The organism is Thauera chlorobenzoica (genome assembly GCF_001922305.1).
GTDB classification, from domain to species: Bacteria; Pseudomonadota; Gammaproteobacteria; order Burkholderiales; family Rhodocyclaceae; genus Thauera; species Thauera chlorobenzoica.
This window is the reverse complement of sequence record NZ_CP018839.1, coordinates 2,183,275-2,198,025: the sequence shown is the minus strand read 5'-3', so window position 1 is coordinate 2,198,025 and position 14,751 is coordinate 2,183,275. Positions and strand designations below refer to the sequence as shown.

The 14,751-nt window shown below is 70.0% G+C and carries 12 protein-coding genes; 6 read left to right on the top strand and 6 right to left on the bottom strand.

The window, feature by feature from the left end; all coding sequences use genetic code 11:
- Positions 1–7 precede the first annotated feature (7 nt).
- Together Tchl_RS10190 and Tchl_RS10185 are read right to left on the bottom strand one after the other, a co-directional pair.
- Positions 8–2,194: a putative bifunctional diguanylate cyclase/phosphodiesterase gene (locus Tchl_RS10190; RefSeq protein ID WP_075148303.1), complete on the bottom strand. Its 2,187-nt coding sequence runs from the start codon at positions 2,192–2,194 to the stop codon at positions 8–10.
- A complete protein-coding gene (locus Tchl_RS10185) occupies positions 2,191–3,291 on the bottom strand; it encodes a methyl-accepting chemotaxis protein (protein WP_075148302.1) in 1,101 nt (366 codons plus the stop codon). The genes Tchl_RS10190 and Tchl_RS10185 overlap by 4 nt, the downstream gene beginning before the upstream one ends.
- Positions 3,292–3,524: 233 nt before the next feature.
- Here Tchl_RS10185 and xth point away from each other — a divergent pair, with 233 nt between their 5' ends.
- The 3 genes from xth (at position 3,525) to Tchl_RS10170 (ending at position 5,350) form a co-directional block, all read left to right on the top strand.
- The gene (gene xth, locus Tchl_RS10180) at positions 3,525–4,289 is read left to right on the top strand and encodes an exodeoxyribonuclease III (protein WP_075148301.1); all 765 of its coding nucleotides are present in this window, start codon (positions 3,525–3,527) and stop codon (positions 4,287–4,289) included.
- Positions 4,290–4,332: 43 nt separating this feature from the next.
- Entirely contained in the window at positions 4,333–5,043 is a 711-nt protein-coding gene (locus Tchl_RS10175) for a Crp/Fnr family transcriptional regulator (protein WP_075148300.1), read from the top strand.
- A gap of 115 nt (positions 5,044–5,158) precedes the next feature.
- Complete coding sequence (locus Tchl_RS10170; protein ID WP_075148299.1) at positions 5,159–5,350, top strand: YgaP family membrane protein; 192 nt, start codon at positions 5,159–5,161, stop codon at positions 5,348–5,350.
- A gap of 57 nt (positions 5,351–5,407) precedes the next feature.
- Here the strand turns inward: Tchl_RS10170 and Tchl_RS10165 are convergent, their stop codons facing one another.
- The 4 genes from Tchl_RS10165 to Tchl_RS10150 form a co-directional block, all read right to left on the bottom strand.
- A complete protein-coding gene (locus tag Tchl_RS10165; RefSeq protein ID WP_075148298.1) occupies positions 5,408–6,631 on the bottom strand; it encodes an FAD-dependent monooxygenase in 1,224 nt (407 codons plus the stop codon).
- The gene (locus Tchl_RS10160) at positions 6,624–7,964 is read right to left on the bottom strand and encodes an aminopeptidase P N-terminal domain-containing protein (protein ID WP_075148297.1); all 1,341 of its coding nucleotides are present in this window, start codon (positions 7,962–7,964) and stop codon (positions 6,624–6,626) included. The genes Tchl_RS10165 and Tchl_RS10160 overlap by 8 nt, the downstream gene beginning before the upstream one ends.
- A gap of 104 nt (positions 7,965–8,068) precedes the next feature.
- A complete protein-coding gene (gene murU / locus Tchl_RS10155; protein WP_075149685.1) occupies positions 8,069–8,749 on the bottom strand; it encodes an N-acetylmuramate alpha-1-phosphate uridylyltransferase MurU in 681 nt (226 codons plus the stop codon).
- Positions 8,750–8,817: 68 nt separating this feature from the next.
- Positions 8,818–9,858 carry an aminoglycoside phosphotransferase family protein gene (locus tag Tchl_RS10150; protein WP_075148296.1) on the bottom strand — a complete coding sequence of 347 codons (1,041 nt, stop codon included), beginning with the start codon at positions 9,856–9,858 and terminating at the stop codon, positions 8,818–8,820.
- Between the two features lie 103 nt (positions 9,859–9,961).
- Between Tchl_RS10150 and Tchl_RS10145 the strand changes: the two genes are divergently transcribed.
- The 3 genes from Tchl_RS10145 to pdxA are packed head-to-tail and all read left to right on the top strand — an operon-like array spanning position 9,962 to position 14,749.
- Entirely contained in the window at positions 9,962–12,394 is a 2,433-nt protein-coding gene (locus Tchl_RS10145) for an LPS-assembly protein LptD (protein ID WP_075148295.1), read from the top strand.
- A gap of 31 nt (positions 12,395–12,425) precedes the next feature.
- A complete protein-coding gene (locus Tchl_RS10140) occupies positions 12,426–13,742 on the top strand; it encodes a peptidylprolyl isomerase (protein WP_075149684.1) in 1,317 nt (438 codons plus the stop codon).
- A complete protein-coding gene (gene pdxA, locus Tchl_RS10135; protein WP_075148294.1) occupies positions 13,739–14,749 on the top strand; it encodes a 4-hydroxythreonine-4-phosphate dehydrogenase PdxA in 1,011 nt (336 codons plus the stop codon). The genes Tchl_RS10140 and pdxA overlap by 4 nt, the downstream gene beginning before the upstream one ends.
- Positions 14,750–14,751: the final 2 nt, after the last annotated feature.

Below are 14,751 nucleotides of genomic sequence, written 5' to 3'. Positions count from 1 at the left end.
GGCGCGCTCAGGCGCCGTGCCTGGCAAGGTGGTCGCGCTCGAAGGCGGCCGCGGGCACGGCCTGGCCGAACAGCCAGCCCTGCGCGACCGCACACCCTTGCGCCTGGAGGAAGTCGCGCTGGGCCTCGCTTTCCACTCCTTCGGCGAGCAGCGCCAGGCCGAGGCTGCGGGCCATCGCGATGATCGCCTGCACGATCGCGGCGTCGTCGCCGTTGCCGGGCACGCCCTGGACAAAGGAGCGGTCGATCTTGAGCTTGTCGATCGGGAAGCGCTTCAGGTAGGACAGCGAGGAATAGCCGGTGCCGAAGTCGTCGATCGCCAGCGAGACGCCCATCTCGCGCAGCCGGCGCAGCGCCCCGATGGTTTCCTCGGCGTGCTGCATTGCCGCGCTCTCGGTGATCTCCAGCTCCAGCCAGTCCGGATCGGCGCCGGTTTCGGCGAGGATCGCGGCCACCCGGTCCACCAGATCGGGCTGGCGGAACTGGCGCGGTGACAGATTCACCGCCACCGTCAGGCGCGGCAGGCCCTGGCGCTGCCAGGTGGCGAGCTGACGGCAGGCGGCGCGCAGCACCTGCTCGCCGAGGCTGACGATGAGGCCGGTTTCCTCCGCCACCGGAATGAAGGCCGCCGGCGATACCAGCCCCTTCTCCGGGTGGCGCCAGCGCACCAGCGCCTCGGCCCCGGTGAGGCGGCCGTCAGCGAGCGCCACCTGAGCCTGATAGAAGACCTCGAGCTCGCCGTTTTCGAGCGCCCGGCGCAAGTCGTTTTCCAGCGTCAGGCGCTGCAGCGCCTGGGCATTCATGTCGGCAGCGAAAAAACAGAAGCCGCCCCGTCCCGCCTCCTTGGCACGGTACATCGCGGTATCGGCATGCTTCAGCAGGGTCTGCGGATCGGCCCCGTCGCGCGGATGGAGGGCGATGCCCACACTTGCCGCCAGCGGCAGCTCGCGCTCGCCGACGGTCACCGGCACGGACAGATGGGAGGCGATCTTGCCCGCGATCGCCGCGGCCGCGTCGACCGAGGGCAGATCCTCGAGCAATACCACGAACTCGTCGCCCCCCAGCCGCGCCACCGTATCCTCGGCGCGCAGGCAGTGCTGCAGCCGCGTTGCCACCGCGCGCAGCAACTCGTCGCCGACATCGTGGCCGTAACTGTCGTTGATCAGTTTGAACCGGTCGAGGTCGAGGAACAGCACCGCATTCAGGCCTTCTCCGCGCCGCGTGATCGCATGGGCAAGGCGGTCGTGGAGCAGATTGCGGTTGGGCAGCCCGGTGAGCGGGTCGTGGTTGGCGAGGTGGCTCAGCCGCGCCTCGGCGTCCTTGCGGTCGGTAACGTCGTTGAGCACGCCGACGAAGTGGGTGACCGCCCCGGCCTCGCTGCGCACCGGCGCCAGAAAGAGCTCGATCCAGCGCCGCTCGCCGTCGGCGCGGCGCAAGCGGAGCACGGTGTTGCCTTCGGTGCCGTGGGCGATCGCGCGGCGGATCTCGGCGTAGCCGTCGGCGACCTCGTCGCGGCAGATGCAGGGCCTGCCGACGATCGTCCCCGCCGTGCTGCCGAGCACCCGCTCGAACGCCGGGTTCACGTAGATCAGCGGGTAGCACGGCTGGCCGGCGTCGGCGATGAACACGCCATTGACGCTCGATTCGATCGCCCGGTCGCGCAGCGCGATGCGCCGCTTGTCGGCGTGGATGTAGGTGTCCAGGGTCAGCCCGAGGTCGAACAGGGCGACCTTGAGCAGGGCGTCGAAGGCCGGAATGAACTGTTCGCGGCGCCCGCCGCTGTGCGTCCACAAGGTGTCGACCATGCCCGACAGGTATTCGCGGAAAGCGCCGACATACCACTTCGGCTCGAGGCCGATGCGCGCATGGGTGACACCCACTTCGAGCCGGCGCTCGACGTAGTCGGTGCCATATTCGCCTGCGGTCAGTTCGCGGAAGTAGCGCTCGTGCGCCGCCTTCAGCCGCGCCACGGTGGCATCGTCGCGCAGCAGCGCCGCCAGTGCCGGACGGCTGCGCAGCGCGGCGTAGAACGCATCGGAAAAGCCATGGCGGCCCTGCGCTCCGATCGCCGCGTGCACCGCCCGCAAGGACGCGGCGTCATCCTCGCCCAGGCGCAGAAAGGCCTTGCGTTCGGCGATCTCATCGGCGTCGATCCGCATTTCGCGGGCAATCGCGCTGCCGCTGGCGGCCTTCATTGCCCGTTTGCCTTGCCCAGGATCCGGCTCATGCCACCCATCACCGCGAGATTGGCCCGTTCCATCGCCTGCAGTTGATCGAGCGCGGCATCGAGGCGGCCTTCGTAATAGAAGGTCACCGCCTGGCGGGCATGGGTGTGCACTGCACGATGCGGTTTTTCCAGCGCGGCATACCCGGGCAGCCCGGCAAAATGCTCCCGCCCCTCGCCGTCGTAATACCACTGCCCGAGGCGGCAGTGCTTTTCGTCGGGCAGATCGTCCGGCCGAAGGTTCGAGACCCCGAGGAACACCTTGTAGACTTCGAGCTTGAGGATCAGCTCCTCGATGTTCGCCAGCTCGACATTGGACAGCAGCGCCGACGAAGCCACCGCCTGCTCCATGCGCTGCGACAACTCGAACAAGCGCGACATGCTGCCCACGGCGAGTTCGCTCTCTGCCGAATAACGGCCGGCATCCTCCGCCCCGGCTTCCATCACCGCCTTGGCGCTATCGGTTTCTTCCTGGATGCTGCCGACCAGGGCGGAAATCTCGGTGGTCGCCTTCGCCGTGCGCTCGGCCAGCTTGCGCACTTCGTCGGCCACCACCGCGAAGCCGCGCCCGGCCTCGCCGGCCCGCGCAGCCTCGACCGCGGCATTGATCGCCAGCAGGTTGGTCTGGTCGGCGATCTCCTTGATCAGGCGCACGATGCCGCCGATCTCGCCGGTGCGCTGCATCAGCACATCGACGTTGCGCGAAGCCTCGCTCATGCGGCCGAACAGGCTGCGCAGGTTGCCCGCCATCTGCTCGAAGGCGACACGGTTGCTTTGCGACTGGGCAGCGGCTTCGAGGGCGGAGGATTTTTCCTCGTTCAGCGTACTCGCCAGGCCGAGAAAGGATTCGCGTACCCCGCCCAGCGAAGCGCCAAAGCTGGACAGGCTGGAAAACACCCCACCCAGCGCGCCGCGCTCCTCGCGCAGCGCTGCGACTTCATCGCGCAGCGCGGCGCCCTCGGCTTCGAGCTGCGCCACGCGCGCCTCCAGCCAGGCATTGTCGCGCTGGGTGCGCCCGGCTCCGGAGCGGGGTCGAAACAGGAACTGCGTAAGCTTTGCGGAAAACATAAGGGGGCCTCCTCCTTGGTTGTTCTCGAACTGTTGTTTAGTTGAGTATTTTACTTGGGAATTAAGATCACAGATTGATATAGCTTAATTCCGGATGCCCCCTCCGGGCTACCCGACAACGCCCGCGCGCCAAGTACATTCCCCGCAGCCCACCCCGCCGCAGGGCGCAGTGGCACAATGACCGACTGCGGGCCGGCCCGGCTCATCGACCCCATCGGACATTCGGACGATCCATGAAAATCGCCACCTGGAACATCAACTCCCTGAAAGTGCGCCTCCCCCAGGTGCTCGACTGGCTGGCCGCGCACAAACCCGATGCGCTGTGCCTGCAGGAGCTGAAACTCGAGGACAAGGCGTTTCCGCTCGCCGAACTGGAAGCCGTCGGCTACCACGCCGCCTTCGCCGGCCAGAAAACCTACAACGGCGTCGCCATCCTCAGCCCGCGACCGATCGATGAAGCCACGGTGGTACGCAACATTCCCGGCTTCGAGGACGAGCAGCAGCGCCTGATCGCCGCCACCATCGACGGCGTGCGCGTCGTGTGCGGCTACTTTCCCAACGGCCAGGCGGTCGGCTCGGACAAGTTCGACTACAAGCTGCGCTGGCTCGCCGCGCTGACCGGGTGGCTGCGCGGGGAGTTGCAGACGCACGCGCGCCTGGTGCTCGCCGGCGACTTCAACATCGCCCCCGAGGACCGCGACGCCCACCCCGACTGGAAGGACGAGATCCACGTCTCCGCCCCCGAGCGTGCCGCCTTCCGCGCCCTGCTCGATCTCGGCCTGATCGACGCCTTCCGCCTGTTCGAGCAGCCCGAGCGCAGCTTCTCGTGGTGGGACTACCGGATGCTCGCTTTCCGCCGCAACTTCGGCCTGCGCATCGACCATCTGCTGGTGTCGCCGGCGCTGCGTCCGGCCTGCCGCAGCTGCACCGTGGACAAGGCGCCGCGCCGGCTCGAACGCCCCTCGGATCATGCGCCGGTGGTCCTCGAACTGGCCTGAACCTCCTTCCGCCCCCCTTTTCTTTCCCCGGAATGCGCCTGCGATGAGTGACCCACGACCGACCCGAGACACGACGCACGCCCCGCCCCTCGCCCGGCTCGACGAGGGCTACCCGGTGCTCGCCGCCCTGTCACCCTCCGGGCGCCGGTGCCTGCTCGAAGCCGCACGCTGGATGCGCGTTCCCGGCGGCACCTGCCTGTTCGACGAGCACCAGGCCTGCGCGGGTTTCCCGTTCGTCGTCGACGGCTCGATCCGGGTCGTCAAATCCGCCCCCAACGGCCGCGAGCTGCCGCTGTACCGGGTCGGCGCGGGCGAGACCTGCATCCTATCGACCTCCTGCCTGCTCGGCCGCGAGGACTACCGGGCCCGCGGCGTCACCGAGAGTGACACCGTGCTGATGCTGCTGCCGCAGGCGGTGTTCGAGGATCTGCTCGGCGAGCGCCCGTTCCGCGAATTCGTCTTCCATCTCTTCGCCGAGCGCATCGCCGAACTGATGCAGCTGATCGAGGAAGTCGCCTTCCGCCGCCTCGACCAGCGTCTGGCGGCACAGCTGCTGGGCAAGGGGCGGACCTTGCACCTGACCCACCAGCAGCTCGCCGACGAGCTCGGCAGCGTGCGCGAGATCGTCAGCCGGCTGCTGAAGGGCTTCGCCGACCAGGGGCTGGTGCGACTCGGACGCGAACAGGTGGAGATCCTCGACCCCGCCGGACTGCGCCGGGTGGCGAGCGGAGCGCCGGCCAGAAGCGCCGTCTGAGCGCCCCGCCCGCGCCCCCGGCTATGTAACCGTGGTCACAGACCGGGGCGCGGTCGCGTGCTTCAATGGAAACGTGTTCCAGCCGTTTTCCACCCCCGTTTTCCAGGAGAAGCACATGAAAACCAACGTCGGCGGTATCGACAAGATCGTTCGCATCGTGATCGGCATCGCGCTGATCGCCTGGGCACTGTTCGGCGGCCCGGTATGGGCCTGGATCGGCGTGCTGCCGCTCGCCACCGGGCTGATGGGCTGGTGCCCGGCGTATGGCCTGTTCGGGATGAGCACCTGCCCGCTGCAGAAGAAGTAGCCCACCCGGTCGCCGCGCCCCGCGGTCGGTCGCACGCTTCGGCGCCCGTTGCCGGCCTCAGGGCCAGGCGCGGGCGCCGAACATCATGCGGCGGGCGATGAAGCCGCGCAGCGGCGGCAGCAGGTCGAGGGCGAACAGCGCCGCGCCGCGCGCATGGCGCAGGGGCGCGAAGTCGTTGCTGAACACGCGCACCAGGCCATCGGTGAAGCGCATCGTGCCGAAGCGGTCGAGGTCGCGCCCGCGCGCGTAGGCCGCGAGCAGCGCCGCGCACCCGGGATCGAACGCGGCGGCCTGCCCCCCCGCGCCCTCGCGCGCACTGCCTGCCGCCGCCTCCGCCTTGCGGCGCTGCAGCAGTTCGGCCAGCGTCCACACGTCGCGCAGCGCCAGGTTGAAGCCCTGCCCGGCGACCGGATGCAAGGTCTGGGCGGCATTGCCGAGCCACACCGTGCGTTCGCCGGCCACCATCCGGCGATAGCGCAGCCGCAACGGGTAGCGATGACGCGCGCCGATGCCGGTGAGGCGGACGCGGTGACCGAGGTGGGCCTGCAGGCGCGCGAGGTAGCCGGCGTCATCGAGGGCGAGCAGTGCAGCGGCGCGATCGGGGCGGACCACGTGCACCAGCGCATAGCCCTCGCCCCGCGGCAGCAGGGCGAGCGGGCCTTCGCCGGTGAAGCGCTCGAACGCGGTGTGGCGATGACCGCCGGCGGCGTCGGCCACGGCGATCAGCGCATCCTGGTGGTAATCCTGTTCAACCACGTCGGGATCGTCCGCGCCCAGCCCGCCTTCGGCGCAGGCGGCGAGCCGGGCGCGCAGCGTGGCCGCCAGCCGCCCCGCGCCGCCAAGACGGGCAGTGACCGCATCGGCCGCCGGGATGAGGCCGGTGACTTCGGTTTCGTCCATCACCGTGATGCCTGCAGCATCGACCGCGGCGCGCAGCGCGGCGGCGAGCGCGCCCGCGGAGGCGACATAGCCCAGCGCCGGCAAGCCGTGCTCCTCGGCGTCGATCAGGGTGCGGCCGAGTCCGCCCTGCTGCGAGATGTGGATGTGCTCGATCGCGGTCTTCGGGATCGCCTCCCACACCCCCAGCCGCTCCAGCATCAGCCGGCTGCCGTGGGCCAGCGCGAGGTCGCGCGGGTCCGCCGCAACGGCCGCGCGCGTGCGCGCATCGACGAGGACGACGTCGAGGCCGGCGTCCTTCAGCGCCAGCGCCAGCGCCAGCCCGACCGGGCCGGCGCCGACGATCAGGAGGTCGTGAATCCGCTCGTCTGCGCGCTCAGCCATGGCGCGCGTGCCGCATCAGGGCCTCGATGTCGGCCACCGTCTTGGGCGCATCGGCGGTGATCAGCTCGCAGCCGCCGGCGGTGACCACGGCGTCGTCCTCGATGCGGATGCCGATGTTCCAGAACGCCTCGGGGACATCGTCGGCGGGACGGACGTAGCACCCCGGCTCGATCGTCAGCACCATGCCTTCGGCGAGCGGGCGCCACTCCCCGCCGACCTTGTATTCGCCGGCGTCATGGACGTCCATGCCCAGCCAGTGGCCGGTGCGGTGCATGTAGAAGCGGCGGTAGTCGCCGTTTTCGAGCACGCCATCGAGGCTCCCCCGCAGCAGGCCGAGGTCGAGCAGGCCCTGGGCAAGCACGGCGACCGCGGCGTCGTGCGGCTCGTTCCAGGGCGCGCCGGGGCGGGTCGCGCCCTGCGCCGCGGCCTGGGCGGCGAGCACCAGCTCGTAGAGGGCGCGCTGCGGCCCGCTGAAGCGGCCGTTGACCGGGAAGCTGCGGGTGATGTCCGAAGCGTAGCCGTCGAGTTCGCAGCCGGCATCGATCAGCAGCAGCTCGCCGTCTTGCATCCGGCTCTCGTTGCCGACGTAGTGCAGCACGCAGGCATTGGCGCCGCTGGCGACGATCGACGGATAGGCCGGGTAGGGGCTGCCGGCCTGGCGAAAGGCATGCAGCAGCTCGGCCTCGATCTCGTACTCGAAGCGCCCCGGAGCGGTGGCGCGCATCGCCCGGCAATGGGCCGCGGCGGAAATCTGCGCGGCGCGGCGCATCGTCGCCAGTTCGCTGGCGTCCTTGACGAGGCGCATCTCGTCGAGCTCGGCGCGCAGGTCGCGCACCGAGTGCGGCGGGGTGAGCCCGCTGCGAGCCTTGTCGCGCACCGCGTTGAGCGCGCCCAGCACGCGCACGTCCCAGTCGTTGTCGTAGCCCAGGCCGGTCCACAGCAGGGGCTGGTCGGCGAGGGTGTCGGGCAGGCGCTTTTCCAGATCGCCGATGGTCCACGCCTCGTCGAAGCCGAAAATCTCGCGCGCCGCTTCGGGGCCGTGGCGGTAGCCGTCCCAGATCTCGCGCTCTTCGTTCTTCTCGCGGCAGAACAGGATCTGCTTCGGCGCCGCCCCCGCGACCAGCACGACGACGGCTTCGGGCTCGCGAAAGCCGGTGAGGTAGTAGAAGTAGCTGTCGTGGCGGTAGGGGTAGTGGGTGTCGCGGTTGCGCACCCGCTCCGGTGCGGTGGCGAGAATGGCGACACCGCCGCCAGCGGCCTGCATGCGCTCGAACAGACGGGCGCGGCGGGCGCGGAAGGGGGCGGGATCGAAAGTGGCGTTCGGTGTGTTCATGCGCGGAATTATGGCACTGGAGGCGCAGCGCAGGCACGGCAGGGACTGTCGCAGGGACAGCGGCGTAGCCTCTTCGGCTTCGCCCCACGGCGCAGATCCGGTGTTCAGCCCTTTTGCGCGAGTTCGCGGTCGAGCTCGGCCAGGCGCTCGGGCGTGCCGACGTCGACCCAGCACCCGCGGTGGTGCTGGCCGAGGACCTTTCCGGTGTTCATCGCCTCACGCAGCAGGGGAGCGAGCTTCGCCGGCACGTCGTCAGCCAGCTCGGCGAACAGCGCGGGATGATAGGCGCCCAGCCCGGAGAAGGTGAGGCGGGGCATGCCGGCGGCGCAGAGGCGGCCGTCGACGGCAAGGTGGAAGTCGCCCGCGGGGTGGTGCGCGGGGTTGTCGACCAGCAGCAGGTGGGCGAGCGAACCCTTTGCGTGCAGGGTTGCGGCGGCGGCGCGCAGGGCAGCGAAGTCGGCGTCGCAGAAGACGTCGCCGTTGACCACCACGAAAGGCGCATCGCCAAGCAGCGTCAGGGCGTGGCGGATGCCGCCGGCGGTTTCCAGCGCGGAGCGTTCGGGCGACCAGGCGATGCGCACGCCGAAGGCGCTGCCGTCGCCGAGCGCCGTCTCCAGGCGATGGCCGAGGTGGGCGTGGTTGATTACGAGTTCGGTGAAGCCGGCTTCGCGCAGGCGCTCGATATGCCACACGATCAGCGGCTTGCCGCCGGCTTCGAGCAGCGGCTTGGGCGTATGGTCGGTGAGCGGGCGCATCCGTTCGCCGCGGCCGGCGGCGAGGATCATGGCTTTGGTCATGGGGCGGGACGCAGGCGACGGGGGGATCGGGCCGGGGCCGGCATGGCGGCCTCGGTTCAGAAGGTGTAGCCGACCTGCACGTCCTCGGGCTCGAGCCGGTCGAGCAGCTTGAGCAGCGGGCCGAGGTCGCGCCAGCGCTTGCACGCGCGGCGCAGGTAGTCCATCACCAGCGGCATGTCGGCGAGGTAGCCGTCCTTGCCGTCACGGTGGTACAGGCGGGCGAAGATGCCGAGCACCTTGAGGTGGCGCTGCACGCCCATCCACTCGAAGTCGCGGTGGAAGTCGGCGAATTCCGCACGCACCGGCAGGCCGAGCTTCTTCGCCGCCTCCCAGTAGCGGATCAGCAGGTCGAGAACGAACGCCTCGTCCCAGCGGATGTAGGCGTCCTTGAACAGCGACACCAGGTCGTAGCTGATCGGGCCGTACACCGCGTCCTGGAAATCGATCACGCCCGGATTGGCCCCGCGCCCCTCACCGGGCTCGAGCAGCATCAGGTTGCGCGAGTGGAAGTCGCGATGGACGAAGACCTGCGGTTCGGCCAGGTTGACGGCGAGGATGCGCTCGAAGGCGGCATCGAGCATCGCCGTTTCGGCATCGGTCAGCGCCACGCCCTTGTGGCAGGCGACGTACCATTCGGGAAACAGCTGCATCTCGCGCAGCAGCAGGCCGCGGTCGTACTCGGGCAGCACGCCGGGACGGCTGGCGCACTGGATCGCGGCGAGCGCGCCGAGCGCATCGGCGTAGAGGTGGGCGGCACGCTGCAGGCCGTGCGCCCCGGCGTCTTCCGTCTGCAGCGCGGCGAGGTAGGTGGTCGAGCCGAGATCGGACAGCAGCAGAAAACCCTGCGCCAGGTCCTGCGCCAGCACTTCGGGGACATGGGCGCCGGCGGCGCGGAAATGCTCGCCGACCTGCAGCCAGGGGCGGACGTCCTCCTTGTCCGGCGGCGCGTCCATGACGATGCGCGAAGGGCTGCCGTCGGCGAAGCGGACGCGGAAGTAACGGCGGAAGCTGGCGTCGGCCGAGGCCGGGGCGAGTTCGCAGGGCTGGCCGGGCAAGGTGGCGGCGAGCCAGGACTTGAGCTGTTCGAGGCGGTGCAAACGGGTTCTCCGCGGGTGTTCGTGTACAATCCGCGAGTTTATCAACACGATGGTTCGGGTGGGCAGCCGCACATTGCGAACGACGGGAAAGGTTTGGGCTTCGATGGCTCCGAATACGCGCATACGTCTGATTCCGCTGTTGCTGCTGTGCCTCTGCGGCACCGGCTTCGCCGCCGGCCTGCCGCCGCTCGAAGTGGCGCCCGAGCTGCTGCGCGGCCGCGTGCCCGCGCCCGCCCAGCCGCCGGCAAAAACCGCGCCGCAGGCGGGCACTGCGCCTTCGTCCCCGGCCCGCGAGCGCGCGCCGCGCGCGGCCCCGCCCGCCCCGCCCCGCCAGGCACCCGCCGCCGCCCTGCCGCCGGGCACGACCGCGATCAGCGCGCTGCGCATCCACGGTTCGCGCAGCATCGAGCTGGTCGCCGACGGGGATGCCGAGCTGCAGCGCGACGACATCGTGCTGACCGCCGACAAGGTGACCTACCGCGAGCCCACCGACGAGGCCGTCGCCGAAGGCAACGTCCTTCTCCGCCAGGGCGAGGACACCATCGCCGGCCCTCGCGCCACCCTGATCGTCGGCGCGCACACCGGGCAGTTCGAATCGCCGCGCTACACCCTGTCGCGCGAACGCGATCCGCGGGTCGCGGGCGACGCCCTGCGCTCGGTATCGGGGAGCGGCGAAGCCGACGTGCTCAGGCTCGAAGGCGAGAACCAGTTCCGCCTCGAAAACGCCACCTGGACGACCTGCAGCGCCACCGACCCCGACTGGTACATCAAGGCCCGCGAGCTCGAACTCGACTACGACCGCGAAGTGGGCACCGCCCGCGGCAGCTCGATCGTGTTCAAGGACGTGCCGATCTTCTGGATGCCGTGGGCCGAGTTCCCGCTCACCGCCCAGCGCCAGTCCGGCCTGCTGCCGCCGACCTTCGGCACTTCGAACAAGACCGGCCTCGACCTCACCGTCCCTTATTACTGGAACATCGCCCCCAACTACGACGCCACCCTCGCGCCGCGCTTCATGAGCCGACGCGGGCTGCAGCTGGGCGGCGAATTCCGCTACCTCGGCGAGGACTACCGCGGCACCAGCCGCATCGAGTGGATGGCGAACGACAAGATCACCGGAGAAGAGCGCCGTCTCGGTTCGGTCCAGCACCAGCACCGGCTCGCCCCCAATCTGTACGGCTCGCTCGACCTCAACGCGGTCTCGGACGACAGCTATTTCGAGGACCTGTCCTCGCGCATCGGCGTGGCCTCGCGCGTCAACCTGCTGCGCGAAGGGCGCCTGATCTACACCGGCGGCTGGTGGAACGCCTCGGCGCTGGCGCAGAGCTACCAGACGCTCAACCCCAACCCGGACTCGCGCAACGTCTCGCCCTACCGCCGCCTGCCGCAGCTGCTGCTGTCGGCGACGCGCCCGGACCTGGCGGGCGGACTGTCGGCGGCACTCAAGACCGAGTACGTCCGCTTCGAACACCCTGACGCGGACACCGACAAGGACGAAGCCGCCCGCGCCATTGCCTACCCCCAGCTCTCGCTGCCGCTGGAAGGCGCGGCCTGGTTCCTCACCCCGAAAGCCGGCGTGCACCACACCCACTACGACGTCGAGCGCTCACCGCTCAACGCCACGGCACGCGACTCGATTTCACGCACGGTGCCGATCCTGTCGCTCGACTCCGGCCTGTTCTTCGAACGCGAAGCCCGCCTCTTCAACGGCGACTACCTGCAGACGCTCGAGCCGCGGCTGTACTACCTGCGCATTCCCTCGCGCAAACAGGACGACATCCCGCTGTTCGACACCAGCCGCCTCGACATCGGCTTCGCCCAGCTGTTTGCCGAGAACCGCTTCTCGGGCAGCGACCGCATCGGCGACGCCAACGACCTGACCGCCACCCTGACCACCCGCTTCATCGAAGCCGGAACCGGTATCGAGCGCCTGCGCGCACTGATCGGCCAGCGCTACTACTTCTCCGACCAGGAGGTTTACCTGTTCAACCGGGACGAACTGCGCACCGCCGGCAAGGGCGCCGAGCTGCTCGGCGGACTCGGCGGACGGCTGTCGAGGACGCTGTCGCTCGACTCCTACGTGCAATACAACACCGACACCCGCGAAACCGAGCGCTTCAACGCCAGCCTGCGCTACCAGCCCGGCTTTGCCAGGGCACTGAACCTCAGCTACCGCTACGCACCGAACCTGCGCATCGCCGAAAACATCGTCGGACTCGAGGATGTCGATGTTTCCGGACAATGGCCGATCGGGCGCGGCTGGTACGGTGTCAGCCGTCTCACCCACTCGCTCAAGGAAAACCGCCTCACCGAGGCCATCGGCGGACTGGAATACGACGGCGGCTGCTGGGCGTTCCGGGTCGCAATGCACCGCTTCGCGATCGACGAAAACGACGTCACCAAGGCCATTTTCGTCCAACTCGAACTCAACGACCTCGCCAGCATCGGCTCCAATCCGGTCGGCCTGATCACGCGCAGCGTGCCCGGCTATGGCAAGATCAACGACTCCTCGTCCGGCCGCATCTTCGGCTCGGAATGAGCTCCGGCACGCGACTCCACAGCCAATGAACATGACACGTCCTTTCTCCCGTACCCGTCTCGCCCTCGCCATCGGCCTCAGCGCTGCAGCGCTCAGCCTGTCCGCCCACGCTGCGCCCCGCGCGGTGGAGGTGGACCGCATCATCGCCGTGGTCAATAACGAGGTCATCACCGCCTTGCAGCTGCGCGACCGCGTCGCCCAGGCCGAGCGCCAGCTGCGCCGCCAGGGCGTGGAGCTGCCGCCGATGGAGGTGCTCGAACGCCAGCTGCTCGAGCGCCTGATCGTCGAGCGTGCGCAGATCCAGCGCGCCGAGGAAAGCGCGCTGCGGATCGATGACGCCGCGCTCGAACGCGCCATCGAGCGCATCGCCTCGAGCAACAAGCTCTCCCTCGACCAGCTGCGTGCGACCCTGGCGCAGGACGGCGTGGCCTGGGAGCGCTTCCGCGAAGAGATCCGCACCGAGATCCTGCTCTCCCGCCTGCGCGAGCGCGAGGTCGACAACCGCATCGTGGTCACCGATGCCGAGATCGACAACTTCATCGCCAACACCCCCGACGCCTTCAGCGGCGAGGAGTTCGCCGTCGCCCACATTCTGCTGCGCACGCCCGAAGGGGCCACGCCGGAGCAGGTCGAGGCGGTGCGCCGGCGCGCCGAACGGACCATGGCACGGCTGCGCTCGGGCGAGGATTTCGCCCGCGTCGCCGCCGAAGTCTCCGATGCGCCGGACGGCCTTTCGGGTGGCGCCCTGGGCTGGCGCCGGCTCGACCGCCTGCCGGCGCTGTTCGCCGACGCCGTCCGCAACATGCAGCCCGGCAGCACCTCGCCGGTCCTGCGCAGCGCTGCCGGCCTGCACATCGTGCGCCTGGTCGACCGCCGCGGCGGCGGCATGGAGGCCATGCAGCAGCTCGAGCAGACCCGTGCCCGCCACATCCTGATCCGCAACTCCGAAGTGCTCTCCGACAGCGACGCCGAAGCCCGCCTGCTCGGCCTGCGCGAGCGTGCACTCAACGGCGCCGACTTCGGCGAGCTGGCGAAGGCGAATTCGGCGGACCTCTCCGCGGCCAAGGGCGGCGACCTGGGCTGGGTCAACCCCGGCGACACCGTGCCCGAATTCGAGCGCGCGATGAACGCCCTGCAGCCGGGCGAGGTCAGCCTGCCGGTGAAGTCGCCGTTCGGCTGGCACCTGATCCAGGTCGTCGAACGGCGGATGCAGGACGTCACCGACGAGCGCAAGCGCAACGCCGCGCGCATGGCACTGCGCGAGCGCAAGGCGGAAGAGGCCTACGAGGACTGGGTGCGCCAGCTGCGCGACAGCACCTACGTTGACTACCGCCTCGAGCGGGAATGAGCGCACGCGCTGCCGCAGCGCCGCTGATCGCCGTCACTAGCGGCGAACCAGCGGGCATCGGCCCCGAGCTGTGCGTCCGTCTCGCCGAGCGGCGCTGGCCGGCGCGCGTGGTGGTGCTCGGCGACCTCGCCCTGATCCGCGACCGCGCCGCGGCCATCGGCAGTCCGGCGCCCGTCCGCCCGTGGCAGGCAGACGCGATGCCCGAACCCGGCACCCTCGAAGTCCTGCACCAGCCGCTGGCCGCCCCCTCCCGCCCCGGCCGCCTCGACCCGGCCAACGGCGCCTACGTGCTCGGCCTGCTCGAGCGCGCGATCGCCGGCTGCCTCGCCGGCGAATTCGCCGCAATGGTCACCGCGCCGGTGCACAAGGGCGTGATCTGCGAAGGGCTGGGCGCGGCCGCGGCGATGCCCTTCTCCGGCCACACCGAATACCTCGCCGCCAGGACCGGCACCCCGCGCGTCGTCATGATGCTGGTCGGCGGCGGGCTGCGCGTGGCGCTGGTCACCACCCACCTGCCGCTCGCCGCGGTGGCGGCGGCGATCACCCCGGCGGCGGTCGAGGACACGCTGCGCATCCTCCACGCCGACCTCATGCGCCACTTCGGCCTGCCGGCACCGCGCATCCTCGTCGCCGGGCTCAACCCGCACGCCGGCGAAGGCGGCCACATGGGGCGCGAGGAGATCGACGTCATCCTCCCGGTGCTCGAGAAGCTGCGCGCCGAGGGCATGCAGCTCGTCGGCCCGCTGCCGGCCGACACCCTGTTCGTGCCGCACACCCTGGCCCAGGGCGACGCGGTGCTGGCGATGTACCACGACCAGGGCCTGCCGGTGCTCAAGCACGCCAGCTTCGGCGGCGGGGTCAACGTCACCCTCGGCCTGCCGATCGTGCGCACCTCGGTCGACCACGGCACCGCGCTCGATCTGGCCGGCAGCGGCCGTGCCGACCCCGGAAGCCTGTTCGCCGCAGTGGACCTGGCGATCACGATGGCCGCCGCGCGCGCGGCCTGAGC